This window comes from Paraburkholderia youngii (assembly GCF_013366925.1).
Classification (GTDB): domain Bacteria; phylum Pseudomonadota; class Gammaproteobacteria; order Burkholderiales; family Burkholderiaceae; genus Paraburkholderia; species Paraburkholderia youngii.
Map to the genome: position 1 here is coordinate 71,373 of NZ_JAALDK010000001.1, position 24,284 is coordinate 95,656.

The 24,284-nt window shown below is 66.2% G+C and carries 23 protein-coding genes; 17 read left to right on the top strand and 6 right to left on the bottom strand.

The annotated features are described in order from the left end of the window. Positions 1-90: 90 nt before the first annotated feature. The 14 genes from G5S42_RS00335 to pyrF all read left to right on the top strand — a co-directional run bounded on the left by G5S42_RS00335 (position 91) and on the right by pyrF (position 15,747). On the top strand, positions 91-2,241 hold the full coding sequence (locus G5S42_RS00335) for a ribonuclease catalytic domain-containing protein (RefSeq protein WP_176105026.1): 2,151 nt from the start codon (positions 91-93) through the stop codon (positions 2,239-2,241). Then, positions 2,238-3,101 (top strand): shikimate dehydrogenase, encoded by an 864-nt coding sequence (gene aroE / locus G5S42_RS00340; RefSeq protein WP_176105028.1) that lies wholly within the window; start codon positions 2,238-2,240, stop codon positions 3,099-3,101. Before G5S42_RS00335 ends, aroE begins: the two co-directional genes overlap by 4 nt. Positions 3,102-3,126: 25 nt before the next feature. Further along, on the top strand, positions 3,127-3,861 hold the full coding sequence (gene mtgA / locus G5S42_RS00345) for a monofunctional biosynthetic peptidoglycan transglycosylase (protein WP_176105029.1): 735 nt from the start codon (positions 3,127-3,129) through the stop codon (positions 3,859-3,861). A gap of 362 nt (positions 3,862-4,223) precedes the next feature. Further along, the gene (locus tag G5S42_RS00350; RefSeq protein ID WP_176105030.1) at positions 4,224-5,240 is read left to right on the top strand and encodes an IclR family transcriptional regulator; all 1,017 of its coding nucleotides are present in this window, start codon (positions 4,224-4,226) and stop codon (positions 5,238-5,240) included. Beyond that, positions 5,237-6,352, top strand: a complete 1,116-nt coding sequence (locus G5S42_RS00355) for a 2-dehydro-3-deoxygalactonokinase (RefSeq protein WP_176105031.1) — start codon at positions 5,237-5,239, stop codon at positions 6,350-6,352. Before G5S42_RS00350 ends, G5S42_RS00355 begins: the two co-directional genes overlap by 4 nt. 45 nt (positions 6,353-6,397) lie before the next feature. Then, entirely contained in the window at positions 6,398-7,078 is a 681-nt protein-coding gene (locus G5S42_RS00360; protein ID WP_176105033.1) for a 2-dehydro-3-deoxy-6-phosphogalactonate aldolase, read from the top strand. After that, positions 7,075-7,857, top strand: a complete 783-nt coding sequence (locus G5S42_RS00365; protein WP_176105034.1) for an SDR family oxidoreductase — start codon at positions 7,075-7,077, stop codon at positions 7,855-7,857. Before G5S42_RS00360 ends, G5S42_RS00365 begins: the two co-directional genes overlap by 4 nt. A 121-nt stretch (positions 7,858-7,978) precedes the next feature. Beyond that, the gene (locus G5S42_RS00370) at positions 7,979-8,977 is read left to right on the top strand and encodes an arabinose ABC transporter substrate-binding protein (RefSeq protein ID WP_176105035.1); all 999 of its coding nucleotides are present in this window, start codon (positions 7,979-7,981) and stop codon (positions 8,975-8,977) included. A 105-nt stretch (positions 8,978-9,082) separates the two neighbouring features. After that, positions 9,083-10,645: an L-arabinose ABC transporter ATP-binding protein AraG gene (gene araG / locus G5S42_RS00375; protein ID WP_176105036.1), complete on the top strand. Its 1,563-nt coding sequence runs from the start codon at positions 9,083-9,085 to the stop codon at positions 10,643-10,645. A 53-nt stretch (positions 10,646-10,698) separates the two neighbouring features. After that, positions 10,699-11,715 (top strand): L-arabinose ABC transporter permease AraH, encoded by a 1,017-nt coding sequence (gene araH / locus G5S42_RS00380; RefSeq protein WP_176105037.1) that lies wholly within the window; start codon positions 10,699-10,701, stop codon positions 11,713-11,715. Positions 11,716-11,756: 41 nt separating this feature from the next. Continuing rightward, complete coding sequence (locus tag G5S42_RS00385; protein ID WP_176105038.1) at positions 11,757-12,557, top strand: SDR family NAD(P)-dependent oxidoreductase; 801 nt, start codon at positions 11,757-11,759, stop codon at positions 12,555-12,557. Further along, positions 12,554-13,495 (top strand): SMP-30/gluconolactonase/LRE family protein, encoded by a 942-nt coding sequence (locus G5S42_RS00390; protein ID WP_176105040.1) that lies wholly within the window; start codon positions 12,554-12,556, stop codon positions 13,493-13,495. Before G5S42_RS00385 ends, G5S42_RS00390 begins: the two co-directional genes overlap by 4 nt. Before the next feature lie 220 nt (positions 13,496-13,715). Continuing rightward, complete coding sequence (locus tag G5S42_RS00395) at positions 13,716-14,777, top strand: aldose 1-epimerase (RefSeq protein ID WP_176105041.1); 1,062 nt, start codon at positions 13,716-13,718, stop codon at positions 14,775-14,777. A 154-nt stretch (positions 14,778-14,931) separates the two neighbouring features. Beyond that, positions 14,932-15,747: an orotidine-5'-phosphate decarboxylase gene (gene pyrF, locus G5S42_RS00400; RefSeq protein WP_062124713.1), complete on the top strand. Its 816-nt coding sequence runs from the start codon at positions 14,932-14,934 to the stop codon at positions 15,745-15,747. Positions 15,748-15,783: 36 nt separating this feature from the next. Here the strand turns inward: pyrF and G5S42_RS00405 are convergent, their stop codons facing one another. The 4 genes from G5S42_RS00405 to thiL all read right to left on the bottom strand — a co-directional run bounded on the left by G5S42_RS00405 (position 15,784) and on the right by thiL (position 18,523). Then, complete coding sequence (locus tag G5S42_RS00405) at positions 15,784-16,314, bottom strand: cupin domain-containing protein (protein WP_176105042.1); 531 nt, start codon at positions 16,312-16,314, stop codon at positions 15,784-15,786. A 32-nt stretch (positions 16,315-16,346) separates the two neighbouring features. Beyond that, entirely contained in the window at positions 16,347-16,847 is a 501-nt protein-coding gene (locus tag G5S42_RS00410; protein WP_013090547.1) for a CinA family protein, read from the bottom strand. A gap of 109 nt (positions 16,848-16,956) precedes the next feature. Continuing rightward, positions 16,957-17,532 carry a phosphatidylglycerophosphatase A family protein gene (locus tag G5S42_RS00415; protein WP_176105043.1) on the bottom strand — a complete coding sequence of 192 codons (576 nt, stop codon included), beginning with the start codon at positions 17,530-17,532 and terminating at the stop codon, positions 16,957-16,959. Next, positions 17,522-18,523 carry a thiamine-phosphate kinase gene (thiL, locus tag G5S42_RS00420; protein WP_176105044.1) on the bottom strand — a complete coding sequence of 334 codons (1,002 nt, stop codon included), beginning with the start codon at positions 18,521-18,523 and terminating at the stop codon, positions 17,522-17,524. Before thiL ends, G5S42_RS00415 begins: the two co-directional genes overlap by 11 nt. Before the next feature lie 178 nt (positions 18,524-18,701). Between thiL and G5S42_RS00425 the strand changes: the two genes are divergently transcribed. The 3 genes from G5S42_RS00425 to G5S42_RS00435 all read left to right on the top strand — a co-directional run bounded on the left by G5S42_RS00425 (position 18,702) and on the right by G5S42_RS00435 (position 22,454). Next, the gene (locus G5S42_RS00425; RefSeq protein ID WP_176105045.1) at positions 18,702-21,041 is read left to right on the top strand and encodes an NADP-dependent malic enzyme; all 2,340 of its coding nucleotides are present in this window, start codon (positions 18,702-18,704) and stop codon (positions 21,039-21,041) included. 422 nt (positions 21,042-21,463) lie between these two features. Then, positions 21,464-21,877: a ribonuclease gene (locus tag G5S42_RS00430; protein ID WP_176105047.1), complete on the top strand. Its 414-nt coding sequence runs from the start codon at positions 21,464-21,466 to the stop codon at positions 21,875-21,877. Positions 21,878-21,893: 16 nt separating this feature from the next. Then, positions 21,894-22,454 carry a barstar family protein gene (locus G5S42_RS00435; RefSeq protein ID WP_013090542.1) on the top strand — a complete coding sequence of 187 codons (561 nt, stop codon included), beginning with the start codon at positions 21,894-21,896 and terminating at the stop codon, positions 22,452-22,454. A gap of 132 nt (positions 22,455-22,586) precedes the next feature. Here G5S42_RS00435 and G5S42_RS00440 read toward each other — a convergent pair whose 3' ends face one another. Both G5S42_RS00440 and G5S42_RS00445 read right to left on the bottom strand, forming a co-directional pair. Then, positions 22,587-23,327, bottom strand: a complete 741-nt coding sequence (locus G5S42_RS00440) for a 16S rRNA (uracil(1498)-N(3))-methyltransferase (protein ID WP_176105048.1) — start codon at positions 23,325-23,327, stop codon at positions 22,587-22,589. A 19-nt stretch (positions 23,328-23,346) separates the two neighbouring features. Beyond that, positions 23,347-23,760, bottom strand: a complete 414-nt coding sequence (locus tag G5S42_RS00445; RefSeq protein ID WP_008923880.1) for a VOC family protein — start codon at positions 23,758-23,760, stop codon at positions 23,347-23,349. Positions 23,761-24,284: the final 524 nt, after the last annotated feature.

Consider the following 24,284-nt stretch of genomic DNA (forward strand, 5'->3'; position numbering starts at 1 on the left):
ACGAACAGGTTGCCGTGCCGCGCATGCAGTGATCGATCGCCACAGGGCGTCGGGCGCGCCGGCAGATGCAAGTCAGAACGAGAGTATTGAGTGAACGTTTTCTTCGAGGAATCGGGCAGTTTCAAGGCCGGCAGCGTGCTGTCGCGTCAGGGTGACGCGTTTCAGGTCGAGTTGCCGGGCGGCCGGCGCGCGAAGGTGCGCGCGAAGGATGTGCTGATCGAGTTCGAGAAACCCACTGCGGCCGAACTGATGCAGCAGGCCGACACGTTGGCGCAGGAGATCGATCTGGACTTCCTGTGGGAATGCGCGCCGGACGATGAATTCCCGTTCGCGACGCTGGGCGCCGAGTACTTCGGCGCGAGCTTCGGCGCGGTCGAGCGCGCGGCGCTGGTGCTGCGCATGCACGGCTCGCCGGTGTACTTCCGGCGCAAGGGCCGCGGCATGTACCAGCGCGCGCCGCAAGAGCAGCTGAAGATGGCGCTCGCGGGTCTCGAGCGCAAGCGCCAGCAGGCGCTCGTGCAGGCGCAGTACGAAGAAGAGCTGAAGGCAGGCCGTCTACCGGAAGCGTTCGCGGGCGGCAAGGGCCTCGCGCTCCTGACTAAGCCCGACAAGAACACGATCGAGTACAAGGCGCTCGAAAACGCCGCGGCCGCGCGCGGCATCTCGCAGGCGCGGCTGATGCTCGAATGCGGCGCGATCGCGTCGCCGCGCGCGCTGCACGAAGCGAAATTCCTGTCCGAGTACTTCCCGCATGGCACCGGCTTCCCGTCCGTTGCGGCCGCGAACGTGCCCGACGATCTGCCGCAGGCCGACGTCGAAGCGTTCTCGATCGACGACATCACCACGACGGAAATCGACGACGCATTCTCGGTCGAGCATCTGGCCGACGGCCGTGTGCGGATCGGCGTGCACATCGCCGCGCCGGCGCTCGGCATCCAGCGCGGCGACGACGTCGATGCGATCGCGCGTGCGCGTTTGTCGACGGTCTACATGCCCGGCGACAAGATCACGATGCTGCCCGACAGCGTCGTCGACACCTTCACGCTCGGCGAGGGCGACTATCGGCCAGCGCTATCGCTGTACGTGATCGTCAATCGCGAGACGCAGGAGATCGTCGCGAGCGAAACGCGCGCCGAGCGCGTGTTCGTCAAGAGCAACCTGCGCCACAACACGCTCGACGAAGTCGTCACCGAGGAGGCGCTCGCCGAGGGCACCGGCGAGTATCCGCACAAGGACGATATCGCCGTGCTGTGGCCGTTCGCGCAGGCGCTGTTCGAAAAGCGCCAGACCGCGCGCGCCGGCTACGGCCTGCGTCGCGAAGTGCAGCGCAATACCGATTTCAATTTCTACGTCGACGGCGAGCACATCACGATTACGCCGCGCCGGCGCGGCTCGCCGCTCGACACGATCGTCGCCGAGCTGGCGATTCTCGCGAACTCGTCGTGGGGCGCGTTCCTGCACGATCACGGCGTGCCGGGCATCTATCGCACGCAGCGCGCGTTCGGCGCGCCAAGCGGCCCGAAGCGCACGCGCATGCAGACCAACGCCGCGCCGCACGAAGGGCTCGGCGTCTCGCAATACGCTTGGAGCACGTCGCCGCTGCGCCGCTACGTCGACCTCGTGAACCAGTGGCAGCTGATCGCGTGCGTGCAGCATGGTGTGACTGCCAAGCTCGCCGCGCCGTTCAAGCCGAAGGACGCCGATCTGTTCGCGGTCGTGCAGGGCTTCGACGACACCTACACCGCATATGCCGACTACCAGCGCCGCATGGAGTACTTCTGGTGTCTGCGCTGGCTCAGGCAGGAAAACCGCAAGCAGGTAGTCGCATCGGTTGTGAAGGGCGATCTCGTGCGTCTCGAGGAAATTCCGCTGCTGCTGCACGTGCCGGGTCTCGGCGTGCATGCGCGCGGCACGCGTTTGCAGCTGGAAGTGATGTCGATCGACGAACTGACGATCGAAGCGTCTGTGCGTCTGTTGCACGTGCTCGATGCGCCGACCGTGACGAGCGGCGCCGAAGCCGAAGAAGGCGAGGACGAGGGCGACGAAGAGTTGCTCGACGCAGCGGACGACAGCGCCGAAAGCGAAGCGGAGGCGCAAGCGGAAGCCGACGGCGGTAATCCGAACGACAACCCCGGCGCCGACGAATCCGCGGCAAGCGGCAACGGCAACGGCAGCGGCAACGGCAACGACGCATCGAACACCGCCGACAACGACCAACACATCACGGAGCCGGGACGATGAACGGCAACCCAACGCGCGATCGCTACGCGGTCATCGGCAACCCGGTCGGGCATAGCAAGTCGCCGTTCATCCACGGCCGCTTCGCCGCGCAAACCGGCGAGCCGATCGAGTACGGTCATCTGCTCGCGCCGGTCGACGCGTTCGTGCCGCACGTGCGCGCGTTCATCGAAGCGGGCGGGCGCGGCCTGAACGTGACGGTGCCGTTCAAGCTCGACGCGCATGCGTTCGCGAACACGCTGTCGCCGCGCGCGGCGGCGGCCGGCGCGGTAAACACGCTGAGGGTCGACGCCGACGGCATCTACGGCGACAACACGGATGGCTTCGGCCTCGTGCGCGACATCGAGGTGAATCTCGGGGTGTCGCTGAAAGGCGCGCGCATCCTGCTGCTCGGCGCGGGCGGGGCCGCGCGCGGTGTCGTGCTGCCGATGCTCGACCGCGCGCCGCATACGCTGACGATCGTCAACCGCACGGCGCAGAAGGCCGAGGCGCTGGTCGATCAGTTCGCGCAGGCAGCCGGCGACGCGCGCTGCCGGCTGAGCGGCGGCAGCGCCCGCGCGATCGAAGCGGGCCAGTACGACGTGATCGTCAACGCGACCGCGGGCAGCCTCGATGCGTCGCTGCCCGAGTGCGACGACCGCGCGTTCGGCAACGGCACGCTCGCTTACGACATGATGTACAGCGCGCATCCAACTGTCTTCATGCAGCACGCGGCGAAGCTCGGCGCGCGCGGCGCCGACGGTCTCGGCATGCTGGTCGAGCAGGCGGCCGAATCGTTCTATGTGTGGCGCGGTGTGCGCCCCGATGGCGCGCCGGTGCTCGCCGAATTGCGGGCGCTGCTGACGGCGCCGTCGCCCGCATAACGTCAGCGCGCGGACAGCACGCACCATGACAGCGACGCGGCGCGCCAGCGGTTCGCGCGGCCAGGCCGGCCCGCTGCGCTGGCTCGCCTGGCTGATCGCGGTCGTGGCCATCGCCTGGCTCGCGACGCAGGCGTACTACTTCGCGCAGATCGCGATCTGGAACGTCGTCAATCCGCGCTCGACCGCGTTCATGCGCTCGGACGCGTGGCGTCTGTCGCAGGACCGGCCGGATCTGTCGGTGCAGCGCACGTGGGTGCCGTACGAGCAGATTTCCCGCAACCTGAAGCGCGCGATCATCGCGTCCGAGGACGCGAACTTCGTCAACAACAAGGGCTACGAAACCGACGCGATGTTGCAGGCATGGGAGCGCAACAAGGCGCAAGGCCGGATCGTGCGCGGCGGCTCGACGATCTCGCAGCAACTCGCGCGCAATCTGTTCCTGTCGCGCGAGAAAAGCTATATCCGCAAGGGCCAGGAGCTGATCATCACGTGGATGCTCGAAACGCTGATGGACAAGCAGCGCATCTTCGAGATCTATCTGAACTCGGTCGAATGGGGCAACGGCGTGTACGGCGCCGAGGCGGCCGCGCAGTACTATTTCAAGACCTCGGCGAGCAAACTCACGGCCGCGCAGTCCGCGCGGCTCGCGGTGATGCTGCCGCGCCCCAAATATTTCGATGAACACCGGAATTCGGCGTATCTCGCACAACGCGCGCGAGTCATCGCGCGGCGGATGGGCGCGGCCGAATTGCCGGATTGAAAAGCGCCGTCGATCTCCTGGTTTTCGGTTCCGAAGCCCGCCTCGCGCGGGTTTTTTTGTGTCTTTTCGCAGGGGCATGGCGTCTCGCTAAACGGTTGATCGCCAACTAAAATCTCAGTATCTGGACTCAACATTCACATATTGGTGATTCTCAAAAGTCGCCCTACAATCCAAGCCAACATGCATCGCAAGTAGACGCTCCAGCGCGCCGAAACAGCGAACTGCGACAGAAAAACCGGAGACGAGGCCAACATGTCTGGCAGCCAACCACAGCAGCCGCGCGAGCGCGGCGCCGCACGCATTCCCGCCCTGTGCTCCGGCCCCGCGCGCTAAGCGCAGAAACCATCGGAAAGCGAATCGCCATGAACAAAGCGATGCCTACTCACGGGGCTAGCCCGGCCGAGGCGGCGCCGGGGTCGAACGGCGGGCCGGACAGTGCCGCGAATCCCGCGCCGCGCGAGGCTTCAGCCGTCACCGCCAATGTCGCCGCCAGTGCGTCCGCTACCGCGAGGGCGTCGCGCCCGGTGCAGCGCGCGGCAACCGTCGACGGACTCGGGCTGCCGGTCACATTGCTGGAAATCACGCCGCAGCAGGCCGGCACACAGACACTGTTGCGCGGCCTCGCGATTCTCGAGGCGGCGGCGGCCGGCGTGCGCGATCTGCGCAGCTTCGGCGCCGCGCTCGGCACCACCCGCAGCACCACGCATCGACTCGTTAGCAGCCTCGTGCAGGCGCGCTATCTGCGTCAGGTGCAGGGCGGCTATCTGCTCGGGCCGAAGCTGATCGAGCTCGGCACGATCGCGCTCGAACAGATGCCGCTGACGGCCGTCGCGCGTCCGCATCTGCAGTCGCTGGCCGAGCAGACGCTCGACACGATCCACCTCGGCGTGCGCGATGGCGACGACGTGCTGTACATCGACAAGATCCCTGGCACGCGCGGCCTCGAAATGCGCTCGCGCGTCGGCCATCGGATGCCGCTCGCGTCGACCGGCATCGGCAAGGCGATGATGCTCGACCTCGCGCCGGACGCATGGCAGTCGCTGTTCGACGCGTCGCGCCGCGCGCTCGCGGGGGTCAGCTTCAAGCCCGACAACCGCCCCGACGCGCCGACCTTCCTGCAGCGCATGACGAACTACGCGGCCGGCGGCTACACGTTCGATCTCGAAGAGAACGAAGCGTCGATCCGTTGCGTCGCGGCGCCAGTGCGCGATGCGTCGGGCGCGATCGTCGCGGCGTTGTCGGTGGCGAGCACGATTCCGTATATGCCGCTCGAACGGATGGACGAACTGATTCCGGTCGTGCAGCGCGAGGCGCGCGCGATTTCGGAAGAACTTGGTTGGCGCGCACCGCAACCGGCCACGCGCAGGATCAAGCGATGAAACAAGCGGGCACCGCCACGCTGGCGAACCACCAGGCGCCCGCCGCGCCCACCTCGGGCGGGGAGCCGGACGCGACCGATGGCACAGATACCGCCGCCGTCGATTTCACGCATGCCGCGCTGATCGCGCTCGACTGGGGCACGACGTCGCTGCGCGCCTATCTGTTCGACGCGCACGGTCGCGTGCTGGCGACGCGCGCATCGACGGCCGGCATCATGAATCTGCCGCGCAGCGCGGCCGAGAGCGGCTTCGACGCGGCGTTCGACGACGCCTGCGGCGCGTGGCTCGAGCACGCGCGCGGCGTGCCGGTGATCGCGGCGGGGATGGTGGGCAGCGCGCAAGGCTGGCTCGAAGCGCCGTATGTCGAGACGCCCGCCAACGCCGATGCGCTGGTGGCCGGCATCGTCCGCGTGCCGACCGCGCGCGGCGCGACGCTGCACATCGTGCCGGGCGTGCTGCAACGCGGCGAGTTGCCGAACGTGATGCGCGGTGAGGAGACACAGATTTTCGGCGCGCTCAGCGCGGACGCGAACGGCGCGCAAGACGCGAGCGCGGTCGACAGCAACGCCCGTTCACTGATCGGCCTGCCTGGCACGCACGCGAAATGGGCGGTCGTGCAAGCGGAGCGCATCGAGCGTTTTCATACCTTCATGACCGGCGAGGTATTCGCCGCGCTGCGCGAGCACACCATTCTCGGCCGCACGATGGTCACGCCCGATCGGCCGGATACCGGAGCATTTTTGCGCGGCGTGAACATCGCGCGCGAGAAAGGTCAGGCGGGCGTGCTCGCGACCGTGTTCAGCACGCGCACGCTCGGCTTGACCGGCGCGCTGTCGAGCGAGGCACAGCCCGACTATCTGTCGGGCCTGCTGATCGGACACGAACTCGCCGGCCTCGAAGCGGTACTCGCGCAGCAAGGCAGCTCGCTCGCTCAGCAGAGTCTGCGGCTGATCGGCAACGACGCGCTGTGCGAGCGCTACCGCCTCGCGCTCGCGCAATTCGGCTGTCTGCGCGCGGAGCCGGTCAGGCACGCGACCGAACGCGGCCTGTGGCGCGTTGCCGTAGCAGCGGGGCTCGTGCAGCCGTCCGCGCAGGCGGCGCGCGCGGGCTGACCGGCGGTAGAGCCCTTTACGACGCTCACGAAACAAGGAACCGACATGCAACCACATATCAATCTGCCCGGACCGTACATGCCGCACGCGGGTCTGATCGCCGCGTTCGAAGTCTGTCCGCTGATCGCGATCATGCGCGGCGTCACGCCCGCCGACGCGGCCGATCACGGTCAAGCGCTGTACGAAGCGGGTTTCCGCATCGTCGAAGTACCGCTCAATTCGCCGCAGCCTTTCGACAGCATCTCCGCGATCCGCAAGGTGCTGCCGGCCGACGCGATCGTCGGCGCGGGCACCGTGCTGCATCCGCTCTACGTCGACGAAGTGAAGTCGGCGGGCGGCGAGCTCGTCGTGATGCCGCACAGCGACCCGGAAGTCGTGATCGCCGCGAAGGCGCGCGGCCTTGCCTGCGCGCCCGGCGTCGCGACGCCGACCGAAGCGTTCATCGCGCTGAAGAACGGCGCCGACGTGCTGAAGATGTTCCCCGCCGAGCAGCTCGGCTGCCAGGTCGTCAAGGCATGGCGCGCGGTGATCGCCGCGCAGGTGCCGCTCGTGCCGGTCGGCGGCATCAACCCGGACAACATGGGCCCGTTCCTGAGCGCCGGCGCCAACGGTTTCGGCCTCGGCTCGGCGCTGTACAAGCCGGGCCAGAGCGCGGCGGTGACCGCGTCGCATGCGAAGGCGTTCATCAACGGTCTGCGGATCGCTCGCGCAGGAGCGAAGAAATGAACCGGCTCGCCGGCAAAGCCGCTCTCGTGACCGGCGCCGGGCGCGGCATCGGCGCGGCGATCGCGCTCGCGTTCGCGCGCGAGGGCGCGGCGGTCGTGCTGGCGGAACTCGATCTCGACACGGCGCAGCGCACGGCCGCGCGGATCGAGGCGGAACTCGGCGCCGGCGCGCGCGTGCTCGCCGTGCAGACCGACGTGACCCAACCCCCGTCGCTGCGGCATGCGGTGAGCGAAGGCGAGCGCGCGTTCGGTGTGCTCGACATCCTCGTCAACAACGCGGGCATCAACGTGTTTTGCGATCCGCTGACGATGACCGACGCCGACTGGCGGCGCTGCTTCGCGGTCGATCTCGACGGCGTGTGGAATGGCTGTCGCGCGGTACTGCCGGGGATGGTCGAACGCGGCGCGGGCAGCATCGTGAACATCGCGTCGACCCACGCGTTCAAGATCATTCCGGGCTGCTTTCCGTACCCGGTCGCGAAGCATGGCGTGATCGGCCTCACGCGCGCGCTCGGCATCGAGTACGCGCCGTGCAACGTGCGCGTGAACGCGATCGCGCCGGGCTACATCGAGACGCAGCTGACGCACGACTGGTGGAACGAGCAGCCCGATCCGGCCGCCGCGCAGCAGGCGACGCTCGATCTGCAACCGATGAAGCGCATCGGCCGCCCGGAGGAGGTGGCGATGACCGCGGTGTTCCTCGCGTCGGACGAGGCGCCGTTCATCAACGCGAGCTGCATCACCGTCGATGGCGGCCGCTCGGCGCTGTATCACGACTGAATTCGCATCGCGAAGAGACGCACAGAACACCGGACGACGCGCTGGCCGCGTGTGTCAGGACCGGTATAAGAAGACGCGGCCGATTACCTTCTCGTTATCAATTAGTCAGGAGACACGCATCATGAAACGTAGAATTTTCCTCACGCTGGCAGCGGCGGCGACGGGTGTGCTCTTCAATGCGCCGGTCGCACAGGCAGCCGATACGGTCAAGATCGGCTTCGTCGTGAAGCAACCGGAAGAGCCGTGGTTCCAGGACGAATGGAAGTTCGCCGAGATCGCCGCCAAGGACAAGGGCTTCACGCTCGTGAAAATCGGCGCGCCGTCGGGCGAGAAGGTGATGAGCGCAATCGATAACCTCGCCGCGCAGAAGGCGCAGGGCTTCGTGATCTGCACGCCCGACGTCAAGCTCGGGCCGGGTATCGTCGCGAAGGCGAAGGCCGACGGCCTGAAGATGATGACGGTCGACGACCGCCTCGTCGACGGCGCGGGCAAGCCGATCGAAGCGGTGCCGCATATGGGCATCTCGGCGTATAACATCGGCAAGCAGGTCGGCGACGGCATCGCGGCTGAAATCAAGAAGCGCGGCTGGGACATGAAGGACGTCGGCGCGATCGACGTGACCTATGAGCAGCTGCCGACCGCGCATGACCGCACCACCGGCGCGACCGACGCCCTCGTCGCCGCGGGCTTTCCGAAAGCGAACATCGTCACCGCGCCGCAAGCGAAGACCGACACCGAAAACGCTTTCAACGCCGCCAACATCGCGTTGACGAAGAACCCGCAGTTCAAGCACTGGGTCGCTTACGCGCTGAACGACGAAGGCGTGCTCGGCGCGGTGCGCGCGGCGGAAGGCCGTGGCTTCAAGGCCGACAACATGATCGGTATCGGCATCGGCGGCTCGGACTCCGCGCTGAACGAGTTCAAGAAGCCGCAGCCGACGGGTTTCTTCGGCACCGTGATCATCAGCCCGAAGCGCCACGGCGAGGAAACCTCGGAACTGATGTACTCGTGGATCACCCAGGGCAAGGAGCCGCCGCTGCTGACGCTCACGACCGGCATGCTGGCGACGCGCGACAACGTCGGCGAAGTGCGCGAGAAGATGGGCCTCGCGTCGAAGTAATCGCGGGTCTTGCGGTGACATGAAGTACACCGCCGGCGCGCCGCTTTCTCTGCCAGTTGCGGAGGGCGGCGCGCGTACGGTCTACATGAGGGATGAGGAGGCGAAGTGTCAGCGACGCTACGTTTTGACAATATCGGCAAGGTTTTTCCAGGCGTGCGTGCGCTCGACGGTGTGTCCTTCGACGTCAACGTCGGCCAGGTGCACGGCCTGATGGGCGAAAACGGCGCGGGAAAATCGACGCTGCTGAAAATTCTCGGCGGCGAGTATCAGCCCGATTCGGGCCGCATGATGATCGACGGCAACGAGGTGCGCTTTCCGAGCGCGGCCGCCTCGATCGGTGCCGGCATCGCGGTGATTCACCAGGAACTTCAGTACGTGCCCGACCTCACGGTCGCGGAGAACCTGCTGCTCGGCCAGCTGCCCAATTCTCTCGGCTGGGTCAACAAGCGCGAGGCGAAGCGCTTCGTGCGCGAGCGGCTCGAAGCGATGGGCGTCGCGCTCGATCCGAACGCGAAACTGCGCAAGCTGTCGATCGCGCAGCGGCAGATGGTCGAAATCTGCAAGGCGCTGATGCGCAACGCGCGTGTGATCGCGCTCGACGAGCCGACCAGCTCGCTGTCGCATCGCGAGACCGAGGTGCTGTTCAAGCTGGTGCGCGATCTGCGCGCCGACAATCGCGCGATGATCTACATCTCGCATCGGATGGACGAGATCTACGAGCTGTGCGACGCGTGCACGATCTTCCGCGACGGCCGCAAGGTCGCGTCGCATCCGACGCTCGAAGGCGTGTCGCGCGACACGATCGTCAGTGAGATGGTCGGGCGCGAAATTTCGGACATCTATAGCTATACGGCGCGGCCGCTCGGCGAAGTGCGTTTCGCGGCGAAGGCGATCGAAGGTCATCCGCTCGCGCAGCCGGCCAGCTTCGAGGTGCGGCGCGGCGAGATCGTCGGCTTCTTCGGACTCGTCGGCGCGGGCCGCAGCGAGCTGATGCATCTGGTGTACGGCGCCGAGCATCGCAAGGGCGGCGAACTCGTGCTCGACGGCAAGCCGATCAAGGTGCGCAGCGCGGGCGAGGCGATCAAACACGGCATCGTGCTGTGCCCCGAGGATCGCAAGGAAGAGGGCATCGTCGCGATGGCGAGCGTCGCGGAGAACATCAACATCAGCTGCCGCCGTCACTATCTGCGCGCGGGCGTGTTTCTCGATCGCAAGAAAGAGGCGCAGACGGCGGACCGTTTCATCAAGCTGCTGAAGATCAAGACGCCGCATCGCCGGCAGAAGATCCGCTTCCTGTCGGGCGGTAATCAGCAGAAGGCGATTCTGTCGCGCTGGCTCGCCGAGCCTGATCTGAAAGTCGTGATTCTCGACGAACCGACGCGCGGCATCGACGTCGGCGCGAAGCACGAGATCTATAACGTGATCTATCAGCTCGCCGAGCGCGGCTGCGCGATCGTGATGATTTCGTCGGAATTGCCGGAAGTGCTCGGCGTGTCCGACCGGATCGTCGTGATGCGCCAGGGCCGCATTTCCGGGGAGCTCGCGCGCAAGGACGCGACCGAGCAGTCGGTGCTGAGCCTCGCATTGCCGCAGAGCTCGACCGCGCTACCTGGTGAGTCGAACACGAACGCGAACGCGGCCAACCAGAGCGGCTCGCGCGCGGCCTGAACCTTATCCGGACGAGAGTCCGCAACCCGTGGGGACGGGGAGGAGTATTGAACATGCAAGCCAGAGAAAACCTCGCGCAGCAGGCCGCCAAGAGCGCGGCCGACGCGCTGATTCCGCAGCCTACCGACAAGGCCAAGTGGTGGCAGCAGATCACCGAGTACAGCCTGATCGTGATCTTCATCGTGATGTTCGTCACGATGTCGCTGACCGTCGATCATTTCTTCTCGATCGAGAACATGCTCGGCCTCGCGCTGTCGATCTCGCAGATCGGCATGGTCGCGTGCACGATGATGTTCTGTCTCGCGTCGCGCGACTTCGACCTGTCGGTCGGCTCGACCGTCGCGTTCGCCGGCGTGCTGTGCGCGATGGTGCTCAACGCGACCGACAGCACGGTCATCGCGATCATCGCGGCGGTCGCGGCGGGCGCGGTGATCGGCTTCGTCAACGGCGCGGTGATCGCTTATCTGCGCATCAATGCGCTGATCACGACGCTCGCGACGATGGAAATCGTCCGCGGCCTCGGTTTCATCGTGTCGCATGGTCAGGCGGTCGGCGTATCGTCGGATACCTTCATCGCATTGGGCGGCCTGACGTTCTTCGGCGTGTCGCTGCCGATCTGGGTCACCCTGATCTGCTTCATCGTGTTCGGCGTGATGCTGAACCAGACCGTGTACGGCCGCAATACGCTCGCGATCGGCGGTAATCCGGAAGCGTCGCGCCTGGCCGGTATCAACGTGGAGCGCACTCGCGTCTACATCTTCCTGATCCAGGGCGCCGTCACCGCGCTCGCCGGCGTGATTCTCGCGTCGCGTATCACGTCGGGTCAGCCGAACGCCGCCGAAGGCTTCGAGCTGAACGTGATCTCCGCGTGCGTGCTCGGCGGCGTGTCGCTGCTGGGCGGCCGCGCGACGATCTCCGGTGTCGTGATCGGCGTGCTGATCATGGGCACGGTCGAGAACGTGATGAACCTCTTGAACATCGACGCGTTCTACCAGTACCTGGTGCGCGGCGCGATCCTGCTCGCGGCCGTGTTGCTCGACCAGTTGAAGAACCGCGGCTCGCGCGACTGAGTCGCTTTCACCTCATCCCAAGCTCATAAAGGAATCGAACGATGTCGTCTCCGGCCAATGCAAACGCCAGCCTCTCTGACACCGCGTACGCGCGCTATCCGAGCCTCGCCGACCGTACGGTGCTGATCACGGGCGGCGCGACCGGCATCGGCGCATCGTTCGTCGAGCACTTCGCGGCGCAGGGCTCGCGCGTCGCTTTCTTCGATATCGATGCGAGCGCCGGCGAAGCCCTCGCCGACCAGCTCGGCGATTCGAAGCACAAGCCGCTCTTTCTCCCGTGCGATCTGACCGATGTCGACGCGCTGCAAAAAGCGATCGCCGACGTGAAGGCGGCGCTGGGTCCGATCCAGGTGCTGATCAACAATGCGGCGAACGACAAGCGCCATCAGATCGCCGACGTGACGCGCGAGTCGTTCGACGCCGGCATCGCCGTGAACATCCGCCACCAGTTCTTCGCGGCGCAGGCCGTGATGGAAGACATGAAGGCCGCGCGTAGCGGCTCGATCATCAACCTCGGCTCGATCAGCTGGATGCTGAAGAACGGCGGCTATCCGGTGTACGTGATGTCGAAGTCGGCGGTGCAGGGGCTCACGCGCGGGCTCGCGCGCGACCTCGGCCACTTCAATATCCGCGTCAACACGCTGGTGCCGGGCTGGGTGATGACCGAGAAGCAGCTGCGCCTGTGGCTCGACGACAACGGCCGCCGGCAGATCAAGGAAGGCCAATGCATCGACGCCGAGCTGATGCCGGCCGACCTCGCGCGCATGGCGCTATTCCTCGCCGCCGACGACAGCCGCATGATCACCGCGCAGGACATCGTCGTCGACGGAGGCTGGGCGTGAGCGGCAGCCCGCGCGTGCAACGGGCCACGCTGCTGCTCGACGCGCAGTGCGAACTCGGCGAAGGCGCGACCTGGTGCGCCCGCAGCGGCCGTTTCTACTGGACCGACATCGAAGGCGCGCGGCTGTGGCGCTACGATCCGGCCGACGGCCGCAGCGATTCGTTCGACATGCCCGAGCGGCTCGCCACCTTCGCGCTGTGCGAAAACCCGCGCTACGTGCTGCTCGGGCTCGCATCGCATCTCGCGTTTTTCGATCTGGAGAAGGGCAGCACGCAGCACATCGTCGACGTCGAGCCCGGCATGAACACGCGCGTGAACGATGGGCGCTGCGATCGGCAAGGGCGCTTCGTGTTCGGCACCAAGGACGAAAGCGGGCAACGGCAGACGGTCGCCGGCTTCTATCGGTTGAATCACGATCTATCGCTCGAACGCTTACCGTTGCCAGCGCCGGCAATTTCGAACAGCATCGCATTCAGTCCCGACGGCGCGACGATGTACTACTGCGATTCGCCGACGCGTGAAATCCGCGCGTGCGACTATCGCGCCGATGGCAGCATCGCGAACGATCGCCTGTTCACGCGTCTAACCGATGCGAACGGCATCCCCGACGGCTCGACCGTCGACAGCGACGGCGGCCTGTGGAACGCGCAGTGGGGCGGCGCGCGCGTGGTGCGCTACGGTCCCGACGGTGTGGAAACCGAGCGCATCGACGTGCCGACCACGCAGCCTAGTTGCGTCGCGATCGGCGGTGCCGCGCTCGGCGAGGCCCCGGGCAGCGCCCGGGGCGAGACGGCGCTCGACACGCTGTACATCACGAGCGCCTACGCCGAACTCGATGCAACGGCGCGCGCGGCCGATACGCTCGCGGGCGACCTGTTCGTCGCGACGCTTTCACGGCGTGGTGTTGCGGAACCGCTGTTCCAGGGCGCGCCTATCTAGCGCAGAATGACGCAGCCCCGGCCGCGCGCCGGGGCCGCGATCCTGAAGGTGAAGCAGAAGTCGATGTGGCAGTTTCGGTCCGCGAGCGATACGCCCGCGACCGGCCGGCAACGAATCGGCAGCATGCAGTTCGGACTCGAGGCGAATTGGTCATAAAAAATCGCCCGCAACTCCCGTCGACCCTGACGGCAACGTCCCACGCCTCTCGATGGAGCCAGATATGACTGTTGCGAATCTCGTTTCAGCCTCATCCCCAACCTCTCAAACGCGACGCTCGCGACTTGCCGCAGCGGCCAATCCCGTGCTGGCGGGCCCGAGCACGTCGGCGGTGGCGCTCGGCGAAGGCAGTGCCGGCGATGTCGCGTGCATCACGCTCGCCAACTCGCAATTGCGTCTCGATGTCGCACCGACGCTCGGCGGCGGCGTGACCCGCTTCGACTGGCGCGACGACGGCGCACTGACGCCGATCTTCCGGCGCTGCAGTCAAGTCGGCGTCGATACGGAACCGAACCAGCTTGCCTGCTATCCGCTGTTGCCGTACTCGAACCGCATCGGCGGCGGTCATTTCAGCGTGGGCGGGCGGCGCGTCGAGGTGCCGCGCAACCGCGCCGAGGAACCCCTGCCGATTCACGGCGACGGCTGGCTCGCGCAATGGGAGGTGCTCGACGCGGGCCGCGAGCACGTGCGCCTCGCGCTCGAGCGCAGCGAAGGCAAGCCGTACGCGTTCCGCGCGACGCAAACCTACACGCTCGACGGCCCGACGCTCGTCATCGCGCTCGAAATCGAAAACGCCGGCCGTGAGACGCTGCCGTTCGGGCTCGGCGTGCATCCATTCTTTGTGCGCGACGCGGACACCGAGCTATCGGCGGCGGCTGGCGGCCTGTGGCTGTCGGGCGACGACTGGCTGCCGGTGCGCCACGTGCCGGCGCCGCCCGCGTGGCAGTTCGGCGTCGCGTATCCGCTGCCGGAGACGATCGTCAATCACGCGTTCACCGGCTGGAGCGGCCAGGCGGCGGTGGTGTGGCCGAAGCGCCGGCTGTCGCTGAACATCGCCGCCGATACCGACTACTACGTGCTGTACACGCCGCCCGGCGAAGACTTCTTCTGCTTCGAGCCGGTCGATCATCCGATCAATGCGATGAACCTGGCCGGCGGCGCGAGCGAAAACGGCATGACGCTGCTCAAGCGCGGCGAGCGGTTGACGCGCACTTTCCGCTTCACCGTCGAGCGGACTGGGCTGCGCTCGATGCCGGGCGGGCGTGGCGCGCGGCGCAGGCAGTAGTTGTCGCCGCAGCCGCCGGGCCGCCGGAAGGGCGGCTGGCGCTGCTACCGCCAATGAGGTGCGGGCCGCGCGGTGACCGCCATCGACGGATGGCGATCGTGGGACGGGTAAAATACGCGCCTCCCCCGAATACAGGCTCGCCGCGAGACTCACCATGTCCAACTTCATCCAGACACTCAACGACGCCTGGCAGCGCACGAACTCGCTGCTGTGCGTTGGGCTCGATCCCGAGCCCAGCAAATTTCCGGGCGCGCTCGCGGGCCGCGCCGATGCGATCTTCGAGTTCTGCCGCACGATCGTCGATGCAACCGCGCCGTACGCGTCGTCGTTCAAGCCGCAGATCGCCTACTTCGCCGCGCATCGCGCGGAAGACCAGCTCGAGCAGCTGATCGCCCACATTCACGCGAACCATCCGGGCCTGCCGGTGATTCTCGACGCCAAGCGCGGCGATATTGGCAGCACCGCCGAGCAGTACGCGCGCGAGGCGTTCGAGCGCTACCAGGCGGACGCGGTGACGGTCAATCCGTACATGGGTTTCGATTCGATCGAACCGTATCTCGAGCACGCGGGCAAGGGCGTGATCGTGTTGTGCCGCACGTCGAACGCGGGCGGCTCGGACTTGCAGTTTCTCGAGACGGGCGGCCGGCCGCTGTACCAGGTCGTCGCTCAACTGGCCGCGCAGAAGTGGAATGCGAGCGGCCAGCTGGGGCTCGTGGTCGGCGCGACGTTTCCGAAGGAAATCGAAGTGGTGCGCGGGATCGTCGGCGACATGCCGCTGCTGATTCCGGGCATCGGCGCGCAAGGCGGCGACGTGCAGGCCACCGTGAGCGCCGGACGCACCGCGAACGGCACCGGCATGCTGATCAACTCTTCGCGCGCGATCATCTACGCGGGCAAGGGCGACGACTTCGCGCAAGCGGCCGCGCAGGCCGCGAAGGACACCCGCGACCGGATCAACGCGTTTCGTTGATTCGGCGGACGGTCCCGCGCCGGGCCGTGCGGCGCGTCAGCGCGCCGGTCCGAGCCGCCCGATCAACTCCGCATGGCGCGGATGCCGCGCCTTCAGCGCATCGACCTCCGCGAGTTCGAACTCGCTGAATTCGAAACCCGGCGCGACCGTGCAGCCGACCAGCGCGAACGACGCCGGATCGGCGCACTCAGCCGCGAACCACATGCCGGCCGGCACGACGGCCTGATACACCGTGTCGGGATGCGTGAGCGGATTGCCGAGCCGGTGCGTAACGAGCGCACCGCCGGCATCGCTTTCATCGAGCACGTGAACCAGCAGCGGCTCGCCGGCGTAGAAATGCCAGACCTCGTCGGATCGGATCCGATGCCACGCCGAATGCGCGCGATCGCACAGCATGTAATAGATCGCGGTCGACGCCGCACGGGTGTTCTCAGTCTCGCTCGCTTCGCCGGCGCGCAGCACGCGCGCGGCCGAGCGATAAGTCTCCGCGAAAAAGCCGCCTTCAGGATGTGGCTTCAGGTCGAAGCGACGGATCAGGTCATCAGCGATGGTGCGCGAATCCGGCATTGTCCGCCTCTCCAGTAATAGTCAGGCGCCGCTCAATGCTCGCGTTCGTCGAGTAGCGCCAGCAGACCGCGCAGCGCGTGCGCTGCCGCCTGCACGCGGATCTGCTCGCGATCGCCCTTGAAAATCTTCGTTTCCACCGACGTATGCAGCCGGTTGGTCCAGCCGAACGACACCATGCCGACCGGCTTGGTTTCGGTGCCGCCACCGGGCCCAGCGACGCCGGTTATCGACAGCGACACTTGCGCGCGGCTGTTGCGCAGCGCGCCTTCGGCCATCGCTCGCGCGACCGGTTCGCTGACCGCGCCGTGCTTTTCGATCAGGTCGGCCGGCACGCCGATCATTTCACTCTTCGCCTGGTTCGAATACGTGACGAAGCCGCGTTCGAACCAGCCACTGCTGCCGGAGATGTCGGTGATCGCGGTCGCGACCATGCCGCCTGTGCAAGACTCGGCGGTCACGAGCATCAGGCGCTCGTCGCGCAGACGGTTGCTCACGCGGATCGCAAGCTGGTGAACGACGGAATCGGTAGGCATGGCGTCAGTCAATCCGGAAAACGAAGCCGGCCGTGAGGCGCGGCGAACGGCAGGGGCCGGGTGGCGACCGAAAGAGTCGAACGGTACTCAGATCGCGGTCGGGCAGCGCTCAAACCGACATTCGCCACAGCGCAATCACGAGTAACGTGAAGAACGCGGCGATCAGGTCATCGAACATGATGCCAAAGCCGCCTTTCAGCCGGCGGTCGAAGTAGCCGATCGGTGGCGGCTTCACCATGTCGAAGAAGCGGAAGATCACGAACGCCCACATCTGAGCGGCGAGCGTGGCAGGCGTGACCATCAGCAGCACGAGCCAGAACGCGACGATTTCGTCCCACACGACCGCCGACGGATCCTCGACGCCAAGCCGCTTCGCCGTAAAGCCACACAGCGCGATGCCGGCGAGAAAGCCGACGCCGATCAGCACGCCCCATTCGATAACGGTCAGATAGCGGCTCAGTACCACGAAGGACGCCCAACCGAACAGGGTGCCGATCGTGCCCGGCGCGACGGGCGACAGCCCGCTGCCGAAGCCGAGCGACAGGATGTGGACTGGGTGCGACAGCATGAAGCGCGCGGTCGCGCGGCGTGGCTTAGCGGGCTTCGGCGCGCGCGGTCCTGGTACTTGCGGCGGCTCGCTGCCGAGGAAGTCGTCGGCGGGGCCGAGCGGGGGGTCATTCTGCATGAAAGTGATCGAAACCTTGCAAGGTCAAAGTGAGCGGCACGCCGGTGGCGTTGCGCCACGCGATGGCCGGGCGGTCGGTGGCCGCCTCCAGTGCGCTTATTGTACCGATGCGAGTGACCGGCACAGTGGCCTTGTGCGCGGCGGCCTCGACCGCGGCGCGCGCGGCGCCGGGCGCGGTGAAGCACAGCTCGTAATCGTCGCCGCCGGCGAGCGTGCAGCGCTGCTGGACCTCGGGCGGCAGGCGGCGCAGCGCGGCCGAGCGCGGCACCGCGTCGACGTCGACGCTCGCACTTACCGACGAGCGCTCGAGGATATGCAGCAGATCGCCGGCGAGTCCGTCCGACAGGTCGAGCGCCGCGTGTGCGACGCCGCGCAGCGCGAGGCCGAGCGCGATGCGCGGCTCGGGGCGTTCGAGTGCCTGGCGGAACGCCGCGGCGTCGTTCGGATCGGCGGCCCATTCGCCGCGCTGCACGCCGAGGCCGGCGCGCGCGTCGCCGAGCGTGCCGGAAATCCAGATGTCGTCGCCGGGTTGCGCGGCATCGCGGCGCAATGCCGTTTGCGGCGGCACGCTGCCGAACACCGTGATGCACAGATTGAGCGGTCCGCCCGTCGTATCGCCGCCGATCAGCTCGCAACCGTAGCGCTCGGCCAGCGCGAACAGGCCTTCGCTGAACCCCGATAGCCAGGCTTCGTCGGCTTGCGGCAGCGAGAAGGCGAGCGTGAACGCCTGCGGCTGCGCGCCCATCGCGGCGAGGTCCGACAGGTTGACCGCGAGCGCCTTGTGACCGAGCGCTTCGGGATCGATATCGGCGAAGAAGTGACGGCCTTCGACCAGCATGTCCGTCGATATCGCGAGCATTTCGCCGGCAGGCGGGGCCAGCAACGCGCAGTCGTCGCCGATGCCGAGCGTGCCGTCTTCGGTAGCAGAGGGCCGCGCGTGGGCGGCGCGGCGGGCGAAGAAGCGGTCGATCAGCGAAAACTCGGAAAGCATGATGGCGGACGATGAGCGGAGAAGGATCGTAGAAATAGCGTAGGTGACCAGGTTCGAGCGTAATGCCCCCTTCGCAAGCACCGGACCACCCCGTGCGACGGGCAACGCGCTTTCACGCTGTTTCAGTCGCGGCAGTTGTACCCGTATTGAAGGAATTGCGTAGGCAATTGGGGCTACAATGCCGTCGAACGTCTATTCTAATCTGCACTCCGAAGCCCGCCTTATGTCGAATCCCGTCAATACCAAACTCCGCGAAGCAGCCCTCGATTACCACGAGTTTCCGACTCCCGGCAAAATCGCGATCGCCCCGACCAAGCAGATGATCAACCAGCGCGACCTCGCGCTGGCGTATTCGCCTGGCGTCGCATTTGCGTGCGAGGAAATCGTCGAGAGCCCGCTGAACGCCGCGCGCTTCACCGCGCGCAGCAACCTCGTCGGCGTCGTCACGAACGGTACCGCGGTGCTGGGTCTCGGCAACATCGGCCCGCTCGCGTCCAAGCCGGTCATGGAAGGCAAGGCCGTCCTGTTCAAGAAGTTCGCCGGCATCGACGTGTTCGATATCGAGATCAACGAGACCGATCCGCACAAGCTGGTCGACGTGATCGCCGCGCTCGAACCGACCTTCGGCGGCATCAACCTCGAAGACATCAAGGCGCCGGACTGCTTCATCGTCGAACGCGAATGCCGCAAGCGCATGAAGATTCCGGTCTTCCATGACGACCAGCACGGCACCGCGATCGTCGTCGCGGCGGCAGTCACCAACGGTCTGAAGGTCGTTGGCAAGGACATCAAGGAAGTCAAGCTGGTTTCCTCGGGCGCGGGCGCGGCGGCGCTCGCCTGTCTGGACCTGCTGGTCGACCTCGGCCTGCCGCTCGAAAACATCACCGTGACCGACCTCGCGGGGGTCGTCTACAAGGGCCGTACCGAACTGATGGACCCGGACAAGGAGCGTTTCGCGCGTGAAACCAGCGCGCGCGCGCTCGCCGAGGTGATCGACGGCGCGGACGTGTTCCTCGGGCTGTCGGCTGGCGGCGTGCTCAAGCAGGACATGGTCAAGAAGATGGCCGCCAAGCCGCTGATCCTCGCGCTCGCGAACCCGACGCCGGAAATCCTGCCGGAACTCGCGCTCGAAGTGCGTCCGGACGCGGTGCTGTGCACGGGCCGCACCGACTACCCGAACCAGGTCAACAACGTGCTGGTGTTCCCGTTCCTGTTCCGCGGCGCGCTGGACGCCGGCGCGACGACGGTCACGCGCGAAATGGAAATCGCCGCCGTCAACGCGATCGCCGAACTGGCGCGCCAGGAGCAGAGCGACATCGTCGCGACCGCGTATGGCATCCAGGATCTGTCGTTCGGACCGGAGTATCTGATTCCGAAGCCGTTCGATCCGCGTCTGATCGTGAAGGTCGCGCCCGCGGTGGCGAAGGCCGCGATGGACTGCGGCGTCGCCGAGCGTCCGATCGAGGATATGGACGCGTACGCGCAGCATCTGCAGCAATTCGTCTACCACAGCGGCACGACGATGAAGCCGATCTTCCAGCTCGCCCGCAGCGTCGAGCCGGAGAAGAAGCGCATCGTGTTCGCGGAAGGCGAAGAGGAACGTGTGCTTCGCGCGATCCAGATCGTCGTCGACGAAAAGCTCGCCAAACCCATCCTGATCGGCCGGCCTGCCGTGATCGAACAGCGGATCGCGCGTTATGGCCTGCGGCTCGTCGCCGGGCAGGATTACACGGTCGTCAACACGGATCATGACGAACGTTACCGTGAGTTCTGGCAGGAATACGCGAAGATGATGTCGCGCAAGGGCATCACCACGCAGATGGCCAAGCTCGAGATGCGCCGCCGCACCACGCTGATCGGCTCGATGATGGTCAGGAAGGGCGAGGCGGACGGCATGATCTGCGGCACGGTCAGCACGACCCACCGCCATATCCATTTCATCGACCAGGTGATTGGCAAGAAGCCGGGCGCGAAGGTGTATGCGGCGATGAATGGGCTGGTGTTGCCGAATCGGCAGATTTTCCTCGTCGATACGCACGTGAATGTCGATCCGACGCCGGAGGAGCTGGCCGAGATCACGATCATGGCGGCCGAGGAAGTGCGTCGTTTCGGTATCGAGCCGAAAGTCGCGCTGGTGTCGCATTCGAACTTCGGTTCGAGCAACGCGCCGAGCGCACAGAAGATGCGCGATACGCTCGAGATCCTGCGTGAACGCGCGCCGGAGCTGCAAATTGACGGCGAAATGCACGGCGATGTCGCGCTCGACTCCAATCTGCGCCGCGAAGTGCTGCCCGATTCGACGCTCGAAGGCGACGCGAACCTGCTGGTGCTGCCGAACATCGATGCGGCCAATATCGCGTACAACCTGCTGAAGACGGCGGCCGGCAACAACATCGCGATTGGCCCCATCCTGCTCGGCGCGGCCAAGCCGGTGCACGTGCTGACGCCGTCGGCGACCGTACGCCGGATCGTCAACATGGCGGCGCTGCTGGTTGCGGACGTCAGCGCAACCCGCTAAGCGCGCATCGTGACCGGGCCGCGACAGGCCCGGCGCCGGTTCTCCGACCGGCGCGCCCTGAAAAAAAAGGCGTGCCCGCAATGGGCACGCCCTCGGGGCAAGCTGGGGATCGCCACCCCGAAAAATGGCAATGACACAGCCTTTCGGCTGAATGGTTCCAGGCTTTGACAACCGCGAGCGAGCGCCTCGGCCACCGGCCGCTTGCATCGCTTGCGCTGCGCTCGATCGCGGTTGAGCTCAGTTTAGCCTGATCGAGCTAAATATTCTGTCAAAAGTCGTCAAAGCCCCGATTGGCCGGCTTTGCGCGCCGTGAGGCGGGGTGTCGTCCGGCCGTCGAACGTTGATTCCAAAGGCTATTAGCGATACCCTTACGACTTTCATGGTCGTCAAACTCGTGGTCTGACAGCGGGGAAACCTGATACATGGCACGCAACTGGTTGCGCATGAAAGGCGTGCTGATCGGTGCTGCCGCGCTCTGCGCGTTGTCAAGTTCGGCGCCCGAGGCGCTGGCGCGAGACAACTCGGCGCCAGCTGCGGCGGAAGCGCAGGTAGGCACCATCGCGCTGGCGCAATTGCCGCGCGAAGCGGTCGATACGTTGAACCTCATTGCTACCGGCGGGCCTTACCCGTATCAGAAGGATGGCATCGTATTCGGCAACTACGAACGGGTGCTGCCCGCTCATCGGCGCGGCTATTACCACGAATACACCGTCCCCACGCCTCACGCGCGCAATCGCGGGGCGCGCCGCATCGTCTGCGGAGGTCCGCTACAGCGAACCGACAATTGTTATTACTCGGACGACCATTACACCAGTTTTAACCGTATTGTTGAATGACATTGGGATGAACGGCATGAGCGACAACATCTACGCGCACGATTCCGGAGTCGCGACGGATCTTTTCGCGGCCGGCGACGGCAATTTGTTCCAACGCGTCATGAAGATGCGCGCCGACGAGCAGGGTCGCGACAACCAAAGCGAGGCTGGCACGGTGGTTTCATCGAACGAAGAGCCCATGAGCCTTTTCAGGACGGTGCGGCCGAACATCGTGCAGTCGATCCGCGCGTTCCGCGTGCAGGATCTAGCCGACGAGGCCAACCACCTTGGCCAGCACTTTCTGTATGCATACTGCGCGAACGCCGCGTCGAAGCAGGAAGTGCTCGAGACGATCGCGACGTCGTTCCTGTTTCCCAAGCATTTCGGCAAGAACTACGACGCGCTCTACGACTGCCTGACCGACCTCGTGCACAAGGCCGGCGCGCAGCCCGGCTTCGTGATCGTGCTCGAACACCTGCCGATCGCGCAGAAATTCGACAAGGAAGGGCGCGAGACGCTGCTCGACGTGTTCCGCGAAGCGGCCGAATTCTGGGCCGAGCGCAAGGTCGCGTTCCGGGTGTTTTACTCGTTCGCCTGAGGCTCGTAGGATGTTTCACCTGTTCAGGCGTAGTTGATTGGCTGTGACGGCGAACGTCGCGCTACAGACGCTAAAGGCCCGCTAATTGGCGGGCCTTTGCTTTCGTGGCGGTGTTTGGCGCATAGCTCCCGCTTACCAACCGCCCCAGCGCGCCGCAAGCGCAGCAAGCACCGCGATCCCTGCGGTCTCGGTGCGCAGCACACGCGGTCCCAAGCCCACCGCGGCAAAGCCCTGTTCAACGGCGGCGGCTTCCTCGTCGGCGGAAAGGCCGCCTTCGGGGCCGATCAGCAGCGTCACGCCGCCAGGCGGCGGCGCGTCCGGCAGCGCCGTGAAACCGATGCTCGCGCGTGGCGACAGCAGCAGGCGCAACTCGTCGGGTGCCGGTTCGCGCGACAGGGTATCGAGCCAAGCGCCAATCTCACACACCGGCATGACGTCCGGCAGCCGATTACGCCCGCACTGTTCGCACGACGCCCGCACCACACCTTGCCAGTGCTGCTGCCGCCGTTGCGCGCGCTCGCCGGTCAGCCGCACGACGCTGCGTGCGGTCGCGAGCGGCACGAAGCCAGAGGCGCCGAGTTCGACCGCCTTCTCGATCAGCCAGTCCATCTTGTCGCCGCCGGCGATGCCTTGGGCGAGCGTCAGCCGATACGGCGGCTCGACCTCGACCGCGCGAAATTCGCCAATTTTCACGCGAGCCGAACGGCGCTCGACCTCGACGAGTTCGGCGCCGTATTCGCCGCCCTGGCCGTTGAACAGCACGAGCGAATCGCCAGGCTGCAGACGAAGCACGGCCACGTGGCGGACGACGTCGTCGGGCAATGCGATCACGTCGTCGGGGTAAAGCAGCGCGTCAATAAAAAAACGGGGCATCGACGAATGACTCTCGGATTCAGGAAAGGTGGCGGGCGAGCGCCCAGCGATAGCCGTCGATATCTTCGACCTGCGCGAAGCGGTCGCCCCAGAACTGGTCCTGCGGTTCGCTCAGCGACTTCGCGCCAGCCGCGAGCGCGCGAGCATACACGGCATCGACGTCCTCGACATAGACATAGAACGATTGCGGCGCAATCGTGCCCGCGCTTTTCGGCGTCTTCGCGGTCGAGCCGAACGCGCCTTCGGGTGCGAACATCACGATCAACTGGCCTTGGTAGGTCATCTCGACGTGCATGACGACGCCGTCGTCTTGCACGCTGTCGCGCACGTCGAAGCCGAACGCCGCCGAAAAAAACGCCGTGGACGCGCGCGCATCGCGCACCGTCAGATAGGGGGTCAGCCAGGGCACACCGGCGGGGCGGGGGGCGGTCATGGAGTTCTCCGGATTTCGTCGGGCAGCGTGCGACTGTTGCGGGTTTCGCTCGGGCGCGGCATGCCGGCTTCGCTCGAACTGGTTCGCTCCAGGTGCCCACGCTTCAAATGGATGGTTTCGTCGTCGGACTCAGTTTATCGCGCGCCGTTCGCGCTGCCGAGAGTAGCCCCGCGTGCAGGGCCGGTTCGTCATGACGCAGCGAATCGATGCCGCGCGCGGCGAGACGTTCGACGAGCGGGTGAATCGGGCGAGTCGTCGCGGAACTCGATAGGCATCCGGGCATCGAGCGGATCGAGGCGTGCATGAGGAAATCCGTAGACGGCGTCGGCACAAGGCTGGAACAATAGCGGGGCGTTCACGGCGGGCGGGCTCGATCGGCAGCGTGGGCAAATCAGCTGCTCGAATCGTGAATGCCGCCGCCGGGCGTAGTGCGTTGAACCGCGCGGCCGGGCGGCTTTCCGGCCGGCTAGGGGTTAACCTTCTGCTAGAATGTGACGCTTTCAGCCTTGTCCGCTTGCTCTGCC

Bases quoted from the DNA above. Each gene is read 5' to 3' on its own strand.
- aroE (WP_176105028.1), top strand. From the start codon at position 2,238: ATGAACGGCAACCCAACGCGCGATCGCTACGCGGTCATCGGCAACCCG.
- mtgA (WP_176105029.1), top strand. From the start codon at position 3,127: ATGACAGCGACGCGGCGCGCCAGCGGTTCGCGCGGCCAGGCCGGCCCG.
- G5S42_RS00350 (WP_176105030.1), top strand. From the start codon at position 4,224: ATGAACAAAGCGATGCCTACTCACGGGGCTAGCCCGGCCGAGGCGGCG.
- G5S42_RS00355 (WP_176105031.1), top strand. From the start codon at position 5,237: ATGAAACAAGCGGGCACCGCCACGCTGGCGAACCACCAGGCGCCCGCC.
- G5S42_RS00360 (WP_176105033.1), top strand. From the start codon at position 6,398: ATGCAACCACATATCAATCTGCCCGGACCGTACATGCCGCACGCGGGT.
- G5S42_RS00365 (WP_176105034.1), top strand. From the start codon at position 7,075: ATGAACCGGCTCGCCGGCAAAGCCGCTCTCGTGACCGGCGCCGGGCGC.
- G5S42_RS00370 (WP_176105035.1), top strand. From the start codon at position 7,979: ATGAAACGTAGAATTTTCCTCACGCTGGCAGCGGCGGCGACGGGTGTG.
- araH (WP_176105037.1), top strand. From the start codon at position 10,699: ATGCAAGCCAGAGAAAACCTCGCGCAGCAGGCCGCCAAGAGCGCGGCC.
- G5S42_RS00385 (WP_176105038.1), top strand. From the start codon at position 11,757: ATGTCGTCTCCGGCCAATGCAAACGCCAGCCTCTCTGACACCGCGTAC.
- G5S42_RS00395 (WP_176105041.1), top strand. From the start codon at position 13,716: ATGACTGTTGCGAATCTCGTTTCAGCCTCATCCCCAACCTCTCAAACG.
- pyrF (WP_062124713.1), top strand. From the start codon at position 14,932: ATGTCCAACTTCATCCAGACACTCAACGACGCCTGGCAGCGCACGAAC.
- G5S42_RS00405 (WP_176105042.1), bottom strand. From the start codon at position 16,314: ATGCCGGATTCGCGCACCATCGCTGATGACCTGATCCGTCGCTTCGAC.
- G5S42_RS00410 (WP_013090547.1), bottom strand. From the start codon at position 16,847: ATGCCTACCGATTCCGTCGTTCACCAGCTTGCGATCCGCGTGAGCAAC.
- G5S42_RS00415 (WP_176105043.1), bottom strand. From the start codon at position 17,532: ATGCAGAATGACCCCCCGCTCGGCCCCGCCGACGACTTCCTCGGCAGC.
- thiL (WP_176105044.1), bottom strand. From the start codon at position 18,523: ATGCTTTCCGAGTTTTCGCTGATCGACCGCTTCTTCGCCCGCCGCGCC.
- G5S42_RS00425 (WP_176105045.1), top strand. From the start codon at position 18,702: ATGCCGTCGAACGTCTATTCTAATCTGCACTCCGAAGCCCGCCTTATG.
- G5S42_RS00430 (WP_176105047.1), top strand. From the start codon at position 21,464: ATGGCACGCAACTGGTTGCGCATGAAAGGCGTGCTGATCGGTGCTGCC.
- G5S42_RS00435 (WP_013090542.1), top strand. From the start codon at position 21,894: ATGAGCGACAACATCTACGCGCACGATTCCGGAGTCGCGACGGATCTT.
- G5S42_RS00440 (WP_176105048.1), bottom strand. From the start codon at position 23,327: ATGCCCCGTTTTTTTATTGACGCGCTGCTTTACCCCGACGACGTGATC.
- G5S42_RS00445 (WP_008923880.1), bottom strand. From the start codon at position 23,760: ATGACCGCCCCCCGCCCCGCCGGTGTGCCCTGGCTGACCCCCTATCTG.